Annotated in this window: 16 protein-coding genes and 1 other RNA gene; 5 read left to right on the top strand and 12 right to left on the bottom strand. The window is 71.6% G+C overall.

Features of this window, described 5'->3' with window-relative positions:
* Positions 1-8: 8 nt before the first annotated feature.
* From C3489_RS24780 to C3489_RS24770, 3 genes are all read right to left on the bottom strand, one after another.
* Positions 9-2,168 (bottom strand): bifunctional polysaccharide deacetylase/glycosyltransferase family 2 protein, encoded by a 2,160-nt coding sequence (locus tag C3489_RS24780; RefSeq protein ID WP_103784266.1) that lies wholly within the window; start codon positions 2,166-2,168, stop codon positions 9-11.
* Complete coding sequence (locus C3489_RS24775; RefSeq protein WP_103784265.1) at positions 2,168-3,058, bottom strand: hypothetical protein; 891 nt, start codon at positions 3,056-3,058, stop codon at positions 2,168-2,170. Before C3489_RS24775 ends, C3489_RS24780 begins: the two co-directional genes overlap by 1 nt.
* Before the next feature lie 463 nt (positions 3,059-3,521).
* Complete coding sequence (locus tag C3489_RS24770; RefSeq protein WP_103784264.1) at positions 3,522-4,493, bottom strand: LysR family transcriptional regulator; 972 nt, start codon at positions 4,491-4,493, stop codon at positions 3,522-3,524.
* Positions 4,494-4,625: 132 nt separating this feature from the next.
* Between C3489_RS24770 and C3489_RS24765 the strand changes: the two genes are divergently transcribed.
* Both C3489_RS24765 and C3489_RS24760 read left to right on the top strand, forming a co-directional pair.
* Positions 4,626-5,921, top strand: a complete 1,296-nt coding sequence (locus tag C3489_RS24765; protein WP_103784263.1) for an MFS transporter — start codon at positions 4,626-4,628, stop codon at positions 5,919-5,921.
* Positions 5,922-6,003: 82 nt separating this feature from the next.
* Positions 6,004-7,101: a haloacid dehalogenase-like hydrolase gene (locus C3489_RS24760; protein WP_103784262.1), complete on the top strand. Its 1,098-nt coding sequence runs from the start codon at positions 6,004-6,006 to the stop codon at positions 7,099-7,101.
* Here C3489_RS24760 and C3489_RS24755 read toward each other — a convergent pair.
* The gene (locus tag C3489_RS24755) at positions 7,098-7,958 is read right to left on the bottom strand and encodes a DUF4232 domain-containing protein (protein ID WP_103784261.1); all 861 of its coding nucleotides are present in this window, start codon (positions 7,956-7,958) and stop codon (positions 7,098-7,100) included. The two genes, C3489_RS24760 and C3489_RS24755, sit on opposite strands and share 4 nt — an antisense overlap.
* Before the next feature lie 64 nt (positions 7,959-8,022).
* On the opposite strand from C3489_RS24755, the gene C3489_RS24750 reads away from it, so the two are divergent.
* Positions 8,023-8,154, top strand: a complete 132-nt coding sequence (locus C3489_RS24750; RefSeq protein ID WP_258054931.1) for a DUF397 domain-containing protein — start codon at positions 8,023-8,025, stop codon at positions 8,152-8,154.
* Here the strand turns inward: C3489_RS24750 and C3489_RS24745 are convergent.
* Positions 8,133-9,107 carry a GlxA family transcriptional regulator gene (locus C3489_RS24745; RefSeq protein ID WP_103784259.1) on the bottom strand — a complete coding sequence of 325 codons (975 nt, stop codon included), beginning with the start codon at positions 9,105-9,107 and terminating at the stop codon, positions 8,133-8,135. The genes C3489_RS24750 and C3489_RS24745 overlap by 22 nt on opposite strands.
* Before the next feature lie 122 nt (positions 9,108-9,229).
* On the opposite strand from C3489_RS24745, the gene C3489_RS24740 reads away from it, so the two are divergent.
* Positions 9,230-10,204 (top strand): NADP-dependent oxidoreductase, encoded by a 975-nt coding sequence (locus C3489_RS24740; protein ID WP_103784258.1) that lies wholly within the window; start codon positions 9,230-9,232, stop codon positions 10,202-10,204.
* Between the two features lie 95 nt (positions 10,205-10,299).
* Here the strand turns inward: C3489_RS24740 and ssrA are convergent.
* The 5 genes from ssrA to ftsE form a co-directional block, all read right to left on the bottom strand.
* Positions 10,300-10,668, bottom strand: a transfer-messenger RNA (tmRNA) gene (gene ssrA / locus C3489_RS24735).
* A gap of 101 nt (positions 10,669-10,769) precedes the next feature.
* Positions 10,770-11,249 (bottom strand): SsrA-binding protein SmpB, encoded by a 480-nt coding sequence (gene smpB, locus C3489_RS24730; RefSeq protein WP_103784257.1) that lies wholly within the window; start codon positions 11,247-11,249, stop codon positions 10,770-10,772.
* Between the two features lie 65 nt (positions 11,250-11,314).
* Positions 11,315-12,487 (bottom strand): S41 family peptidase, encoded by a 1,173-nt coding sequence (locus C3489_RS24725; protein ID WP_103784256.1) that lies wholly within the window; start codon positions 12,485-12,487, stop codon positions 11,315-11,317.
* Between the two features lie 68 nt (positions 12,488-12,555).
* The gene (gene ftsX, locus C3489_RS24720) at positions 12,556-13,473 is read right to left on the bottom strand and encodes a permease-like cell division protein FtsX (RefSeq protein WP_103784255.1); all 918 of its coding nucleotides are present in this window, start codon (positions 13,471-13,473) and stop codon (positions 12,556-12,558) included.
* Between the two features lie 50 nt (positions 13,474-13,523).
* Complete coding sequence (ftsE, locus tag C3489_RS24715) at positions 13,524-14,213, bottom strand: cell division ATP-binding protein FtsE (protein WP_103784254.1); 690 nt, start codon at positions 14,211-14,213, stop codon at positions 13,524-13,526.
* 249 nt (positions 14,214-14,462) lie between these two features.
* Between ftsE and C3489_RS24710 the strand changes: the two genes are divergently transcribed.
* Positions 14,463-14,654, top strand: coding sequence for a hypothetical protein (locus C3489_RS24710; RefSeq protein WP_103784295.1), 192 nt, complete (start codon positions 14,463-14,465; stop codon positions 14,652-14,654).
* Positions 14,655-14,742: 88 nt separating this feature from the next.
* On the opposite strand, the gene C3489_RS24705 is transcribed toward C3489_RS24710, so the two are convergent.
* Positions 14,743-15,681, bottom strand: coding sequence for a hypothetical protein (locus C3489_RS24705; RefSeq protein WP_103784253.1), 939 nt, complete (start codon positions 15,679-15,681; stop codon positions 14,743-14,745).
* 281 nt (positions 15,682-15,962) lie between these two features.
* Positions 15,963-17,069: a peptide chain release factor 2 gene (gene prfB / locus C3489_RS24700; protein ID WP_103784252.1), complete on the bottom strand. Its 1,107-nt coding sequence runs from the start codon at positions 17,067-17,069 to the stop codon at positions 15,963-15,965.
* Positions 17,070-17,441: the final 372 nt, after the last annotated feature.

Below are 17,441 nucleotides of genomic sequence, written 5' to 3'. Positions count from 1 at the left end.
GCTGTCCATCAGGCGGAGATCCCGTTCGCGAGGGGCCGCCGTTCACCGGAGCCGCCGGGCGGGGCGGACACCCCGCCGTTGCGGCGCAGCTTCTGCCAGCGCAGCCGGCCGCCGGTCAGGGCCGTGATCCAGGACTGCAGCAGCACGACGTACATCAGCTGGCGGTAGAGGATCTGCTGCAGCGGCAGCGAGATCAGCGGGGTGAGCGGCTCGCGGTCGAGCCGGAAGGAGTACGCCGCGCAGACCGCCTGGATCGCCAGGACGCCGAACCAGGCCACGATCGTCTTCTCGGTCGGCCCGAAGACCAGGCCGTAGATCAGGAAGATGTCGAACAGCGGGGCCAGCAGCGGGGCGACCACCATGAACAGCGACACCAGCGGCAGGCCCACCCGCCCGAAGCGGCCCGAGGGGCCCCGCTCGAACAGGGCGCGGCGGTGCTTCCAGATGGCCTGCATGGTGCCGTACGACCAGCGGTAGCGCTGGGACCACAGCTGCTGCACGGACTCCGGGGCCTCGGTCCAGGCGCGGGCCTTCTCCGCGTACACCACCCGCCAGCCGTCGCGGTGGATGGCCATGGTGATGTCGGTGTCCTCGGCGAGGGTGTCGTCGCTCATGCCGCCGACGCGCTCCAGGGCGCTGCGCCGGAAGGCGCCGACCGCGCCGGGGATGGTCGGCATGCACTGCAGCACGTCGTACATCCGGCGGTCGAGGTTGAAGCCCATCACGTACTCGATGTGCTGCCAGGCGCCGATCAGGGTGTCCTTGTTGCCGACCTTGGCGTTGCCGGCGACGGCGCCGACGCGCGGGTCGGCGAAGGGCTGGACGAGTTCGCGGACGGTGGCCGGCTCGAAGACGGTGTCGCCGTCCATCATCACGATCAGGTCGTGGCGGGCGTTGGCCAGACCCCGGTTGAGGGCGGCGGGCTTGCCCGCGTTGAGCTGGCGTATGACGCGCACGTTCGGCAGCCCCATCGCCTCCACGATCCGCGCGGTGCCGTCGGTGGAGCCGTCGTCGATGACGAGGACCTCGATGGGATGCTCGCTGCGCATCAGGGAACGGACGGTGTTCTCGATGCACTTGGCCTCGTTGTACGCCGGCACCAGCACCGACACCGGTTCGGTGACGGGCGCGTCGGGCCCCCAGCGGAAGCGGCGGCGACGGGTGCGGCGGGCGTGCACACCGGACAGCGCCAGCATCAGGCCGAAACGGCCGAGGACGAGGACGCCGATCACGGAGAGGCCGACGACGAGGGTGCCGGTGATGTCATCGGACGCCTGGACCAGCCAGATCCAGGCCTTGCCCTTCCACAGTTCCAGGCCGCTGACCGGGATGTCGCCGCTGGGCGCGTCGAGAGCCTCGGTGAGGTTCTTGAACTGGTAGCCCCGCTGCTGCATCTGCGGCAGGAACCGGTCCAGCGCCTCGACCGTCTGGTGGCGTTCACCGCCGGAGTCGTGCATGAGGACGATCGCGCCCTTGCCGCCCTTGGGGGTGGCGTTGCGGATGATCCGGTCGACGCCCGGCCGGCGCCAGTCCTCGCTGTCGGTGTCGTTGACGACGGTCAGATAGCCGCGGCTGCCTATGTACTCCGTGACCGGCCAGGAGGCGTTGTCCATGTTCTGCGACATGGAGGAGTAGGGCGGGCGGAACAGGGAGCTGCGGATGCCGGCGGCCCCGGCGAGCGCGAGCTGGTTCTGGGACAGCTCCCAGTCGATGCGCTTGTGGGAGTGGTAGGAGAGGTCGGGGTGGTTGAAGGTGTGCAGGCCGACCTCGTGGCCCTCGTCCACCATGCGCTGGACGATGTCCGGGTAGCGGGAGGCCATGGTGCCGGTGATGAAGAAGACGGCGTGCGCGTCGTGCTTCTTGAGGATGTCGAGCACCTTCGGCGTCCAGACCGGGTCCGGGCCGTCGTCGAAGGTGAGCACGATGCGGTGGTCCGGCACCCTGAGCGTGGTGGCCTTGCCGCCCCGGGTGTCGATGACCGGGCCGCCCTCCAGGATGCTCACCGGGACCTTGTCGTTCTCCACGGCGGGCCGCACCCGGAAGTCGGCGAGGATCTCGCTGTGCACGTAGCCGCGCAGCATCAGCATGGCGAGCATGACGACCAGGACGAGGACGGGCAGCAGGTAGCGCAGAGGCAGCCAGCGCCGGCGGCTGGTGCGGGGTGCCATCAGAGGACGTTCTCCGGGGACGAGTCAGTTGCGGTGGGGGTGACCTGGGCGGGGGCCGGGGCCACGGGTCCGTCGGCCACCGTGTCGCTGCCTGCGGCCGGGTCGGCGGAGGGGTGCGGGAAGCTGCCGCCGCCGCTGGGCGTGGACGGGTGGGAGGACCCGCTGCCCGGGGGCGTGCTCGGGGTGCCCGGGGACTTGCTGCCGGTGCCGGCGGACGCGCCGGCGGACGACGTGGACGTGCCGGACGGGGTGCGCGCGCCGGCCGAGGACGGCCGGACCAGGGACGTGCCGGAGCCGTGGGCGCCGGGCGTGGAGCCGGGCCGGGTGCCGGCGGTGGCGGTCGGGCTCGCCGACGGCGTCACGGCCTGCTCGGAGGAGCCCGGGGAGGTCGGGGTGGCGGAGACGCTGGGCACCGTCGAGGGGTCGACCTGCCCGGCGGGCTTGTCGTCGCCACCCTGGGCGGGTACGGGCACCCACGGTGCGCTGGAGCTGCCGGACAGCAGGGTCGCGACGATGACGACGGCGTAGACCGCGCAGGCCAGGCCGATCGCGATGCCCAGACGCCGGAAGGTACGGCTGCGCCGGCCGGACTCGTCCACGAACACCGGCCCGTCAGAGCCGTCCTGGGCCGCGCCGGGGCCGGCCTTGACCGGGCGCAGCCGGGTGTCGCCCAGCATCACGGCGTCCATCTGGACGGTGACCTCGTGCGGGTCGTGCTCCAGCGGGAGGGAGGCGGCCGCGGAGGACTCGGCCCAGGGGTCACGCGGGGCGCGGGGGGCGGGGGTCGGTGCGGGGGCGGTGGGCGCCGGGCGCGGGGCGGGCTGACGGGGGGCGGCGGCGTAGGGCGGCAGGACGGCCGTCTGGTCGGCGGCGGCGTACGGGGGCAGCACCGCCGTCCGGTCGGCGCCGGGCGCGGCGGGGTGCGAGGCCGCGGGGGCCGTGTATCCCTGCCGGGCCTGGGCGTTCTGCTCCGGTCCTGCCGTCCGGGGGCCGGGTGGGGTGCGGGCTGTCTCGGGGGCTGGGGGATGTCGATGCGGCGCAGGGGGCGGGTCGCGTCGTCGGGCAGGCCGGAGTGCCGGATGCCGGCGGGTCCGGTCTCCGGGAGGGCCTGGGTTTCTCCCCCCGTCACCGGGACGTTCCAGGAGGCGGATGCTCCCTGGGGCCATTCCGGTTGGGCGTCTTCCCGCCACTTGTTCACGCGCGTACTTCCCCCACGGGTCAGTTCTGGAAGCGTCTACGACTCCGAGCACCCGTCGGCCGGACCAGGCCCCCACCCGGGCCGAACGCCCCCTTTACCACACCGTGCTCGGGCCATGAATGTAGCGCACGTGGCTGAGCCGTGGTCGCCACGTGTCAGTTGTGGAGCAGCTTTGTGACATCGTCCATGGCCGGAATCCAACCCTCGCTCGGTCGCCGCAGCCACCCCTGAGAGGCCGTGAGCTGGGCGGCGGCCCGGCGCAGCGCGTCGAGCGCGGGATGAGTCAGGCCCTTTCTCCACACCAGCGCCACCGGCGACAGCGGCACGGGGTCGACCAGCGGCCGCACCACCGTGCCGGGCAGTGCCGGGAAGTCGACGACGGCGAGCACGGGATGGCCGGTCTTCGCCATCAGCCGCTGGAACTCCTCCTCCCCGACGGCCAGCGGGGCCGGGGGCGCGACCTCGATCCCCCTCCCCCGAAAGAGGCGGCGGGCGAGCTCGGTCCACTCCGGGGTACGGGGGTTGCCGGCTCCGGCGTAGACGGTCTCCCCGGCGAGCGCGGCCAGCGGGACCGTCTCCCGCGCGGCCAGCGGGTGGTCCTCGGGGAGGAGGACGGCCATCGGCTCGTAGCGCACCGGCTGGTGCTCCAGGACGCCGCGCAGCGCCGGGTCCAGGCCGGCGTAGCAGCCGAAGGAGGCGTCCAGCCGCCCCGCGGTCATCTCGGCGGCGGCGCCGGTCAGACCGCTCTCGTAGCGGGCCATCAGTTCGCAGTCGGGGGCGAGTTCGCGGGCCCGCTCCAGGACGCGGCGTCCGGTGAGCAGGCCGGGCGAGTTGAGATCGACCAGCAGCGGGCGGGCCTGGGAGAAGGCGGCCAGCAGGTCCTCCTGCGCCTGGAGCACCCGGCGGGCCAGCGGCAGCAGCCGCTCCCCGTCGGGGGTCAGCGCGACCTGACGGGTCGTCCGCAGGAACAGCTCCGTGCCGAGCTCGCGCTCCAGCCGCCGCACATCCCGGCTGAGCGCCTGCTGGGCGACGTAGAGGCGGGCGGCGGCGCGGGTGAAGTGCAGCTCCTCGGCGACGACGACGAAGGCGCGCAGCAGGCGGGGGTCGGCGGGGGACGGGGTCGGCACCGGGTGAAACTACAACGGGGGAGCGTGGATCGGGACCGGCCCCCGGTTCGGGAGCGATTGACAACACAGCTGCGTGAATCCGCGACGATCAGGTGTTGGACCCCATGATCCCCACGGGGCCAGCCTGGACCCATGCCGCAGACCACCCGGGGGACCACCCCCTCACGCCGCCCTGCCCCGCTGCCCGCCCTGACCGCCGACACCCTCGTCCTCGCCGACTTCACCCCCCGCACCCGTGACCGCCCGCCCGGCCCCTACCGCCGTCTCTTCGCCCACCCCGGCGCGCTGGCGTTCACACTCGGAAACCTTCTCGCCCGTATGCCGATGGGCATGTTCAGCGTGAGCGCGGTCGTGATGATCGCCGGGACCCGGGGCTCGTACGCCCTGGCCGGTTCCGTCACCGCGACCGGCCTGGCCGCCACGGCGGTGCTCGCGCCGCGTATCGCGCGGCTGGTGGACCGGTACGGGCAGGCGCGTGTCGCCGTGCCCGCCACCCTGTTCGCGGCGCTGGGCAGCCTCGCGCTGGTGCTGTGCGTGCGCACCGGCGCCCCGGACTGGACGCTGTTCGCCGCGTACGCCGCGACCGCGACCACCCCCAACACCGGCGGCATGTCCCGCGCCCGCTGGGCCCACCTGCTGCGCGGCGACGCTAAGGCGCTGCACACCGCCAACTCCTTCGAACAGGCCGCGGACGAGCTGTGCTTCATGCTGGGCCCGGTGCTCGCCGCCTTCCTGTGCGGGACGTTCTTCCCGGAGGCGGGCACGCTGGTCGGTGTGGTGCTGCTGGTCGGCGGGGTGCTGCTGTTCGCGGCGCAGCGCTCGACCGAGCCGCCGCCCCGGCCGCACACCCGGGCCGCCTCACCGCTGCGCGCGCCGGGGATGCCGCCGCTGCTGGCCGCCTGCCTGGCGACGGGGGCGGTCTTCGGGGCGACGGAGGTCGTCACCATCGCGTTCGCGGACGCACACGGGCACCGGGCGGCCGCGGGCGTGGTCCTGGCGCTCCAGGCGGCCGGTTCGGGCGCGGCGGGGCTGGTCTTCGGCGCCGTGCGTGGGTCGGGGCCGGCCGAGTGGCGCTACCCGTGGTGCCTGGCGGCGATGGCGGCGCTGCTGACGCTGCCGCTGCTGGCGGCGGCCCTGTCGGGTTCGCTCCTGGTGCTGGCGGCCGCGCTGCTGGTCGCCGGTACCGCCACCGCGCCGACGATGATCACCATGATGACGCTGGTGCAGCAGCGCACCCCGGAGGGCCGCCTGAACGAGGGCATGACGCTCGCCGTGACCGGTCTGCTCGGCGGTATCGCGTGCGGCAGCGCGGCGGGCGGCTGGATGGCGGAGCACGCCTCGCCGACGGCGGGCTACGGCGTGCCGGTGACGACGGCGGCGGTCGCCCTTCTCATCGCGCTCATCCACCAGGCGCGCACCACGTCTTGACAGCGGTCGGCCGATACCGGTTCTCTTCGTTGCTCATAGGGCGAGGCATTGCGCGATATGAAACCCAATGAGAGGGGTCAGCATGCCCGTGAGCCGGCGTCAGCTGCTCAGTGCCGTCCCGGTCGTCGCCGCCGCGACGGCCGTACCGATTCCGGCGCGGGCCTCGGAAGGCCCCGCCCCCGGCCGCGAGGTCCGCCTGCGCGACTGGCCCGAGGCGCAGGGGCGCCGGCTGGCCAGGCTCATCGAGGAGCACGCCGGGCGCGGCGCCTACGCCGTGTTCGACGCCGACAACACCATCTGGCGCTACGACCTCGAAGAGGCCCTGCTGCCCTACCTGGAGACGAAGGGCGTCCTGACCCGGGAGGCGATCGACCCGTCGCTCAAGCTCATCCCGTTCCGGGACGGCGAGAGCCTCTACTCGTACTACGTGCGGCTGTGCGAGATCGACGACAAGATCGGCTACCCCTGGATCGCGCAGGTCTTCTCGGGCTTCAGCCTGCGCGAGCTCAAGACGTACGTCGACGAACTCTTCGCCCACGGCAGCCCCATCCCGGTGACGTACTACGACGGCGACACCCTCGTGCACGACACCGTCAACCCGCCGCGCATCTACCCGGGCCAGCGCGAACTCCTCAACGCGCTGCGGCGGCACGGGATCACGCCGTACGTCATGACCGCCGCGCACGAGGAGCTGGTGCGCATGGTCGTCTCCGACCCCCGCTACGGCCTCGGCGTCGAACCGCGCAACGTCATCGGCGTCACGACCGCGCTGCGCGACCCCGCCACCGGTGAACTGACCACCGCCCGCAAGCAGATCGAGCAGGGCCACTTCCTCGACGCCGCGTACCCGGCGGACAAGCACGCCGCCATGATCGTGACGCCGTACCTGTGGACCCCGGCGACCTGGTACGTCGGCAAGCTGGCCGGGATCAAGGAGTACATCGACCCCTACCGGCGCCCCGTTCTCGTCGCGGGCGACTCCCCCTCGGACTGGTTCATGCTGTTCGACACCGATGTGCGCGCCGGGGGCCTGCGGCTGTGGGTCAACCGCAAGCAGAAGTACACGGACGCCCTGGAGTCCGAGAAGGCCGAGCGGGCGGACGGGCAGAAGGCCGCCGGCGTACCGGTGGACGCCGACCGGGGCTGGGTGGTCGTCAAACCGGCGGAGATCGGAGGCTAGGCGGCGTCCCGCTTCCACGGGCCTACGCCCAGCTTGCCCGTGGTGCCCAGGTCGAGTTCCGGGATCACCGTGACCGGCGCGACACCCGCCTTCGCGCGCACCCTGACGTACGGGGCGTTCACCGCCTCGCCGAACCCCGTGGTGTTGCGCCACGTCATGACGGCCACGGCCCGCTCGCCCGGCTTCAGGGCGAGCGGCGCCGGTGTCCCGTCTGCGCCGGTCCCGGAGGCGATCTGGTCGCCACCGTGCAGGACACGCACACCGTCGACCTGGCGGTGCTCCTCGTCGAGGAGCTGCAGGAGCGGATAGCCGTCGAGGCGGTAGACGCCGGTGCCGCAGTTCTCCAGGTGCAGGCCGACGACCCGCAGGCCCATCGCGGCATCGCCCTGGTCGGCGTACACCCGCACCCCGGACGACGGACACGGGCCGCCCTGCGAGGCGTCCTCGGCGGAGGGCACGGCGCGCACCTTGACGATCTCCGCGCCCGTCACCTCCCCCACGGCGCTCCCCGGCCCGGCCGTCCGCCGGACGGTCGCGCCCGGCGGGACCCGCGAGATGGTCTGCGTCACGTTGTCGAGCGCACCACCGGAGGCCGACATCAGGCCGATCGTGACGGTGTACGTCATCGGCGCACCGGCGCGGTTGGTGACCTCGTACGTGACGCCGAGGCTCCCGCAGCGAACGTCGGTGAGCGCGGTGATCCGAACCCCGTCCTTCGCCTCTTGCGCTCCGGTCACGGGTGAGGGGGAGGAACAGGCCCGGCCCGCCGCCGGGCCGTCCGCCGTCCGCGTCCCGCACGCGGTGAGCAGCAGGACACCGGCGACGGCGACGGGGGGCAGGAGGTGAGAGGTCCGCATCCGCTCAGCCGATCAGGGCGGCGAGGACACGGCTGTGGCGGAAGCCACCGCTCCGGTCACAGGGGTGTCACAGATCGCCACCTGCCCCCACACCGTCCACGTCCGCGACTCCAAGCTCTCCCCCCGCGGCCCCCACGTCTCCGTGCCCGCCCACGTCTGGGCCGCGTTCCTCTCCTACGCCGCCGGCGAGGCGTAGGGCCGGAACGTACGGCGGTACGCCTGCGGGGTCACGCCCAGCGCAGCGTGCAGGTGCTGGCGCAGGGAGACGCCCGTGCCGAACCCCGCGCGCTGGGCGACGACGTCGACGGGCCAGTCCGTCGTCTCCAGAAACTGCCGCGCCAGATCGACCCGCTGGCGGATCAGCCACCGTCCGGGCGTGGTCCCGGTCTCGTCACGGAAGCGGCGCGTGAACGTGCGCACGCTCATGTGGGCGTGCGCGGCCAGGTCGGCGAGCGTGAGGGGTTCGGCCAGTCGCTCCATGGCCCAGGCCTGGGTGGGGGCCGTGCTCGTGGCCGCCGGGTCGGGGACCGGACGCTGGATGTACTGGGCCTGACCTCCGTCCCGCCAGGGCGGCACCACGCAGGCGCGGGCCACGTCGTTGGCGACACGGGTGCCGTGGTCGCGGCGGACGAGGTGCAGGCACAGGTCGATTCCGGCGGCGACTCCGGCGGACGTGCAGATGTCACCGTCGTCGACGAAGAGGACGTCGGGGTCGACCCGGGTGCTGGTGAACATCCGCTGCAGACGCTCCGCCTCGCGCCAGTGGGTGGTGGCGGGGCGGTGGTCGAGCAGCCCGGCGGCGGCCAGGACGTAGGCGCCGGTGCAGATGCCGACGATCCGGGTGCCGGGGCGGATGGCGGACAGGGCGCCGGCCAGTGCCTCGGGCAGACGGCCCTCGTCGCGGATGACGCCGAGCGTGTGGGACGGCGGGATGACGACGGTGTCGGCCTCGGCCAGCAGGGAGGCGTCGCGGGTGACGGTGAGGCCCAGGGCGCCGTCGGCCCGCACCGGACCGCCGTCGAGGCTGCAGGTGGTGACCGTGTAGAGCGGATTGCCGGCGGGGTCGCGGGCGGTGCCGAAGATACGGGCGGGGATGCCGAGTTCGAAGGGGACGACGCCGTCCAGCGCCAGTACGCCGACGTGATGCATGGCCAGATCCTTTCACGGCATGACCATCAGGCCACTACGGCGGACCCGGCCGCCTCGGCAGCCTGGTGCCGTGTCCACGAGAGGGCACCGCAGCCAGGCACCACCGAGGAGGAAACGCCCGCATGTCCCAGGCCGCCACCACCGCCACTCCCCCGATGCGCGCCGTCGTGCAGGAGACCGCCGGAGCTCCGGAGGTCCTCAGGGTCGTCGAGACCGAACGCCCGCGGCCCGGCCGGGGGGAGATCCTGGTCCGGGTGCACGCGGCGGGTGTGAACCCCGCCGACTGGAAGATCCGCGCACGCGGGGTGTTCGCCGACGGTACGCCCCCGCCGTTCACGCTGGGCTTCGACGTCTCCGGAGTGGTGGAGCGGACCGGCGACGGTGTGACCCTGTTCCGGCCGGGCGACGAGGTCTTCGGGATGCCGCGCTTCCCGCACCCGGCCGGGGCCTACGCCGAGTACGTCACCGCCCCGGCCCGCCACTTCGCCCCCCGTCCCCGGGGGTTGAGCCACATCGAGGCGGGCGCCCTGCCGCTGGCCTCGCTGACCGCCTGGCAGGCCCTCGTCGACACCGCCGGCGTCCGGCCGGGCCGACGCGTCCTCATCCACGCCGCGGCGGGCGGCGTCGGCCACCTGGCCGTGCAGATCGCCAAGGCCCGCGGCGCGCACGTGATCGGCACGGCCAGTGCCGGGAAGCACGACCTGCTGCGCGCACTCGGCGCGGACGAACTCGTCGACCACCGCACCCGGGACTTCGCCGAGTGCGTCCGTGACGTGGACGTGGTCGTCGACAGCATCGGCGGCCCGACCTGGAGCCGCTCCCTGCGCACGCTGCGCCCCGGCGGCACGCTGGTCTCCCTGGTACCGCCGGACGGCACCTTCCCCCACGAGGAGGCCGAGGCCGCCGGTGTGCGGGCGGTGTTCATGCTCGTCGAGCCGGATCACCAGGGCCTGCTGGAGATCACCGAGCTGGTCGAGACCGGCCGGCTGCGGGTGATCGCCGACACCGTCTTCCCACTGGAGGAGGCCGCCGCCGCGCACCGGGCCGGCGAGACCGGGCGGACCACCGGGAAGATCGTCCTCTCCGTCGCGCCCTGAGGCTCTCCGTCGCACCCTGGGCCCGGACAAGGCGAAGGCCCCGTCGCTCGAAAGCGACGGGGCCTTGCCCACATGGGGTGGCCCCCAAAGGGGCCTCGTGGAGATGGCGGGAATCGAACCCGCGTCCAACGGTGCGGAACCAGGGCTTCTCCGTGTGCAGTCCGCTTCGCTTTTCTCGGCCCCGGAGATCACGCGGACAAGTCTCCGACGGGCTCAGTCACTGTTTGATTTCCCTCTTCACCCCGTGACCGGGATCGAGGTTTAGTTCCCTAGCTGATGCCAGGATCCGGGTCGGGAACAGCCCCGGGCTGACACTTCGCAAGTCGCTACTTAGGCAGCGAGGGCGAAGGAATCGCGCTTGGTGTTGGCGATTATTTTTTTCGGCCTGTGGTTTACGAGATCATGGCCGCTTCCTCGACACGCTTCCCCTGCTTCGACAGCCGCTGTCGAAACCGATCATCCCCATGTTGATTTTTCAAGAAGCACACCCGGCATGACGCCCGGTGCTACCTGCCATCGTACGTGACCAACGCAGGTGGATGCCAGCCTATTCCCGGCGGGCCGGCTAGCCCCGCTGCCGGCGCCGCACCGCCGAGATCGCCCGCTCGGTCTCCCGCCGGTCCTGCTTCTCCCGCAGCGCCTGGCGCTTGTCGTACTCCTTCTTGCCCTTCGCCAGCGCGATCTCGATCTTGGCCCGGCCGTCCTTGAAGTACAGGGCGAGGGGCACGATCGTGTGACCCGTCTCCTGGGACTTGGACTCCAGCTTGTCGATCTCCACCCGGTGCAGCAGCAGCTTGCGCTTGCGGCGGGCGCTGTGGTTGGTCCAGGTGCCCTGGCTGTACTCCGGGACGTGCACGTTGTGCAGCCACGCCTCGTGACCGTCCAGCTGCACGAAGCCGTCGACCAGTGACGCCCGCCCCTGGCGCAGCGACTTCACCTCGGTCCCGGTGAGGACCAGACCGGCCTCGTAGGTGTCGAGGATGAGGTAGTCGTGCCGCGCCTTCTTGTTCTGCGCGATCAGCTTGCGCCCTTTTTCCTTAGCCATAGTGCCGCCCATTTTCGCACCACCCGGGGGGTGCGCGGGAAGTGGATTAACCCGGGTCACACGCCCTACGTGGTGTCACCCAGGCCGGTGAGCACCGTCGCCGCCCGCTTCAGCGCCTCGCCGTCGGCCTCCAGGTCCGGCGTGATGCCGGTGCCGTCGACACCGCGCCCCGAGGGGGTGCGGTAGTGCCCGACGGTCAGCTCGGCGACGGAGCCGTCGGGCAGCCGGCTCGGCATCTGCACCGAGCCCTTGCCGAAGGTGCGCGATCCGACCACGACCGCGCGCCCGCGGTCCTTCAGGGCGCCGGTGAGCAGCTCGGCCGCGCTCATCGTGCCGCCGTCGACGACCGCCACCAGGGGCCGGGTGGTGTCGCCGCCGGGCGCGGCGTGCAGGGCGCGCTGGGCGCCGTCCACGTCGTAGGTGGCGACCAGGCCGCCGTCGAGGAAGACGGACGCGGTGTCGACGGCCTCGGTGACCAGGCCACCGGAGTTGCCGCGCAGATCCAGCACGACCCCGGCGTCGGCCGGTGCCCGGCGCACGGCGCCGCGGACCTTGTCGCCGACCCCCTTGGTGAAGGCGGTGATCCTGATGACGGTGACCCCGCCCGGGAGCGTGCGCACGGTCACCGAGTCCGTGGACAGCCGGGCGCGGCGCAGCGTGAGCGTCCACGCGCGTGTGCCGCGCTCGACGCCGAGCGTCACCGTCGTACCGGCGGGGGCGTCGGTGGCGTCGCCGCGCAGCAACGAGACGACGTCGGTGACGGGACGGCCGTCGACCTTGTGCCCGTCGACGCTGCGCAGCCGGTCGCCGGGGCGCAGTCCGGCCTCGGCGGCGGGCGATCCGCCGCTGACCCTCGTCACCTCGATACGGCCGTCCCGCTCGCGCCGCGCCCACAGGCCGACGCCGGTGTAGCGGCCGTCGAGGGCCTCCTGGAACTCCTCGTACTCGCCCTGGGAGTAGACGGCGCCCCAGCGGTCCCCGCTGCGGCTGACGGCCCGTTCGGCGGCCTCCGTGGGGGACTTGCCGGCGGCCATCGCCTCGGCGGCGGCCCTGGCCACCTCGTCGTGGCGCCCGGAGGGCGAGGCGGCCGTGCGGGACGCGTCCACCGTGTCCGGGCGGCCGGTGCCGGGCAGCGAACCGGTGGCGGCGCCCGCCACGAGCACGCCCGCGAACACGAAGGTCAGGGCGGCCCCGCGGCCGAGGCGGCGGGGCTGACAGAACAGGTCACGACCTGACATGGCGGCGAGTCTAGGACAACAAGGAAGGGCCGCAGGGGCTCTTGCCCCCGCGGCCCTCTTGGTGTGCGTCACACCTTCAGGTACTTGCGCAGCGCGAAGAACGCCGCCAGCGCGGGCATCAGGAAGCTCGCCGCGAGGATGAGCGGCAGCTTGGTCAACACGGCGTCCCAGCCGACGAAGTTGATGAGCGGGAGCTTCTCCGACAGCGCCACACCGTTGTCGATCACGAAGTACTGGCCGAGGACCAGGAACGCGCAGGCGACCGTGCCTCCGATCACACCGGCGACCGCGGCCTCCATGATGAACGGCGCCTGGATGTACAGGCCGGACGCGCCGACCAGCCGCATGATGCCGGTCTCCCGCCGGCGGCTGAACGCCGAGACGCGGACGGTGTTGACGATCAGCAGCAGCGCCACCGACAGCATCACCAGCATCACACCGCGCGCGCCCAGGTTGAGATACCCCAGCAGCGTGAAGAGGTTGTCCAGAATGCCCTTCTGGTCCTGCACCGACTGCACGCCGTCGCGCCCGTTGAACGCGGTCGCGATGACCTGGTACTTCTCCGGGTCCTTCAGCTTGATCCGGTACGACTGCTGCATCTGGTCCGGCGTCAGGGAGGCGGCCAGCGGGGAGTTGCCGAACTGCTCCTTGTAGTGCTTGTACGCCTCGTCCTGCGACTCGTAGACGACCTTGTCGACGACCGGCATCTTCTTCAGGTCGTCGAGGATCTGCTTCTTCTGGTCCTCGGTCACCGCGCCCTTGGCGCAGTTCGGGTCGGACTCGGCGTCGCTCTTGTTGCAGAGGAAGATCGAGACGTTGACCTTGTCGTACCAGTAGCCCTTCATCTGGCTGACCTGATCGCTCATCAGGAGCGAGGCGCCGAACAGGGCCAGCGACAGGGCGACGGAGACGATGACCGCGAGGGTCATCGTCAGGTTGCGGCGGAGACCGACACCGATCTCCGACAGGACGAACTGGGCGCGCATGGCGGCTGGTTATGCCTTTCCGTGGCTCTCGTGCGGTCTGAAGTGCGGTCTCAGTGCTGGTAGCCGTAGACGCCGCGGGCCTGGTCGCGGACGAGGCGGCCCTTCTCCAGCTCGATGACGCGCTTGCGCATCTGGTCCACGATGTTCTGGTCGTGCGTCGCCATCACGACGGTCGTACCGGTCCGGTTGATCCGGTCGAGCAGCTTCATGATGCCGACGGAGGTCTGCGGGTCGAGGTTGCCGGTGGGCTCGTCGGCGATCAGCAGCTTGGGCCGGTTGACGAACGCCCGCGCGATGGCGACGCGCTGCTGCTCACCGCCGGACAGCTCGCCGGGCATGCGGTCCTCCTTGCCGCCGAGCCCGACCAGCTCCAGCACCTGCGGCACGGACTTGCGGATCTCGCCGCGGGACTTGCCGATGACCTCCTGGGCGAAGGCGACGTTCTCGGCGACCGTCTTGTTCGGCAGCAGCCGGAAGTCCTGGAACACGGTCCCCAGCTGGCGGCGCATGTGCGGCACCTTCCAGTTGGAGAGGCGGGCGAGGTCCTTGCCCAGAACGTGCACCTGCCCGTGGCTGGCCCGCTCCTCGCGGAGGATCAGCCGCAGGAAGGTGGACTTTCCGGAGCCGGAGGACCCCACGAGGAACACGAACTCGCCCTTCTCGACCTCCAGGGAGACATCCCGGAGGGCGGGGCGGTTCTGCTTGGGGTAGACCTTGGAGACGTTGTCGAATCGGATCACGGATGCACCACGGGTAGCCGGGGGTAGATGAGCGTGACCATACGCGAAGCGAGTGTGGGAGCGCAGTCACCGGTTGCGGTTGAGCGAGGGTTGTGCGTTTTTGTACGGAACTTTGAAGGCGCCGGGGTCGCGGCCGGCCTCCCGGCGTCTTGACGCGCGCCGCGCGGGAACCTGGCAAAGTGGTAGGGGGAACGTTCGCGTTTCCCTGTGCGTTATATGGGACAGAACCGGTTCAAGGAGGGCGAGCGCATGACGTACGACCGGCTGGTGTGCGCGAACTGCGCGGCGCCCGTGAGCGAGGGCCGGTGCCCCGTGTGCCGTGCGAACCGCGAGCGGCTGCAGCAGGAGAACTTCTTCGCGGGGATCAACCCCATGGCGCTGATCGCGCTGCTGGCCGTACTCATCGCGGCGGTGGCACTGCTGGCGCACCAGACCGTGTGAGCGCGGTCACCCAACGACGCGAAAGGGCCCGGAGCGTAGAGCTCCGGGCCCTTCGTCGTGCGTACGGCGGGTGCCGTCGCCGCTACGGTCAGGCAGCGGCGCCGCGGCCGTTGACGAGGCGCGGCAGGATGCGGAAGCCGACACCGCCGGCGATCATCGTGGCGGCGCCGACGACCAGGAACATGGTCTGACCGGCACCGGTCTCGGCGAGCTGACCGTCCTTGCCCTGCGCGGATGCGTGCGAACCGCCAGTGGAGGTGGCCGCGCCGGTGTCGGTCAGGGCCGAGGAGCCCTCCTGCTGCGGGGAGCTGCCACCGTCGGGGCCGGTACCGCCGGTGGAACCGCCGGTGGTGGAGCCGCCGCCGTTGCCGTTGGTGCCGGTGCCGCCGTTGTCACCAGTACCGCCATTGTTGCCGGTACCGCCGTTGTTGCCGGTACCGCCGTTGTTGCCGGTACCGCCGTTCTGGGAACCGCCGTCGCCGGTGCCGCCGTTGTCGCCGGTACCGCCGTTGTCGCCAGTGCCACCGTTGTCACCAGTGCCACCGTTGTCGCCGGTACCACCGTTGTCGCCAGTACCGCCGTTGTCGCCAGTGCCGCCGTTGTCACCAGTGCCACCGTTGTCACCGGTGCCACCGTTGTCACCGGTACCGCCGTTGTCACCGGTGCCACCGTTGTCACCGGTACCGCCGTTGTCACCGGTACCGCCGTTGTCACCGGTACCGCCGTTGTCACCGGTACCGCCGTTGTCACCGGTACCGCCGTTGTCGCCGGTGCCGCCGTCCGCGCCGCCGATGACGCCGCCGATCACGCCGTCGTCACCACCGGTGTCGCCGCCCGTGTCACCCCCGGTGTCACCGCCGGTGTTCCCGCCGTCCGCGCCGCCGTTGTCCCCGTCGGCGGCGGCGACGTTGACGCCGAGGTCGAGTTCGAGTGCGGAGGCGGCGCCCGCCGCCGTCAGGGACGCACCGGCCGCGATCACGGCGCCGGCGGCGATCCGCGCGACCCGGATCCGCGTCTTCTTGGTCATGTGCCTGCTACCCCCAGTAGATGATCGTCTTTGAGGCGGCGCTCGGGACGGTGATCAACGGAGGCAGCGAATTCACTCAAGTCCCCCGGTTCACATGCGCCCCGGAATTACGCATGCCGCGCTCAACCCTTCCCATTTTTCAAAGCAACGTCAAGGCCGTTGTGGACGGGTTGTCCGGATAAGGTGATCTTTGCCGGGAGTTGGCGAGTGTGAGCGTGCTGCAAAACCTGGACAAACAACAACCGCCCCTGGTTCAGGGGCGGTTGAGTTTGTCGACAAACTTACTTCTCTTGCTGCTTGCGCCAGCGAATTCCGGCTTCCAGGAAGCCGTCGATCTCACCGTTGAAAACGGCCTCGGGGTTGCCGACCTCGTGCTCGGTCCGCAGGTCCTTGACCATCTGGTACGGGTGCAGCACGTACGAACGCATCTGGTTGCCCCAGGAGTTGCCGCCGTCGCCCTTGAGGGCGTCCATCTTGGCCTGCTCCTCCTGCCGGCGCCGCTCCAGCAGCTTGGCCTGGAGGACGTTCATGGCCGTGGCCTTGTTCTGGATCTGGGAGCGCTCGTTCTGGCAGGAGACGACGATGCCGGTGGGCAGGTGGGTGATGCGGACGGCGGAGTCCGTCGTGTTCACGCCCTGACCGCCGGGGCCGGAGGACCGGTAAACGTCGATGCGCAGCTCGGACTCGTCGATCTCGACGTGGTCGGACTGCTCGACGACGGGGAGGACCTCGACGCCCGCGAAGGAGGTCTGCCGGCGGCCCTGGTTGTCGAAGGGCGAGATGCGCACGAGGCGGTGGGTGCCCTGCTCGACGGAGAGGGTGCCGTAGGCGTACGGCGCCTGCACGGAGAAGGTGGTCGACTTGATGCCGGCCTCTTCGGCGTACGACGTCTCGATGAGCTCGGTCTTGTAGCCCTTCTGCTCCGCCCAGCGCAGGTACATGCGCTGCAGCTTCTCCGCGAAGTCGGCGGCGTCGACGCCGCCCGCCTCGGCGCGGATGTTGACGAGCGCCTCGCGGGAGTCGTACTCGCCGGAGAGGAGGGTGCGCACCTCCATCTCGTCCAGTGCCTTCTTGACGGAGGCGAGCTCGGACTCGGCCTCGGCACGGGTGTCCGGGTCGTTCTCCTCCTCGGCCATCTCGAAGAGCACGGCGAGATCGTCGATCCGCGAGCGCAGGGCTTCGGCCTTCCGCACCTCGGCCTGGAGGTGGGAGAGCTTGCTGGTGATCTTCTGCGCCTCGTCCGGGTTGTCCCACAGGGACGGCGCGGCCGCCTGCTCCTCGAGCACGGCGATGTCTGCCCTCAGCTTGTCGAGGTCCAGGACGGCCTCGATCGACTCCATGGTCGAGGAGAGGGACTTCAGCTCTTCGGATACATCGACGACTGCCACGCCTCCAGCGTAACGGCTCCGCCGTGGTACGAACGCCGGGTGACTGCGGCCGGCTCCCGGTACCCGGCCTTGCACCGCCCGCCAGGGGCTCCGCCCCGGACCCCGGGGGGCGTTTCCCACCCACCCACCCGTCTCGCTTGGCCAGGAGGCCAGCCCCGGGGCTCCGCCCGAACCCCGGCGGGGCTGCGCCCCCTGCACCCCGCACCACCGGCCTCCGGCCGTGCGGAGTCCGCGGGGCAGGGGCACAGCCCCTGGCGCAGCCCCGTGATGGGGCCCGGGGCGCAGCCCCAAGGGCATCCGTGGCGGAGCCCGTAATGGGGTCCGGGGCGGAGCCCCGCGACAGAACCTCTCGACCAAGCGAGACGGGCGGGT

The sequence above is a fragment of the Streptomyces sp. Ru71 genome, assembly GCF_002920535.1.
Lineage (GTDB): Bacteria > Actinomycetota > Actinomycetes > Streptomycetales > Streptomycetaceae > Streptomyces.
The sequence above is the reverse complement of the archived record's forward strand: the minus strand, read 5'-3'. Positions and strand labels throughout refer to the sequence as shown.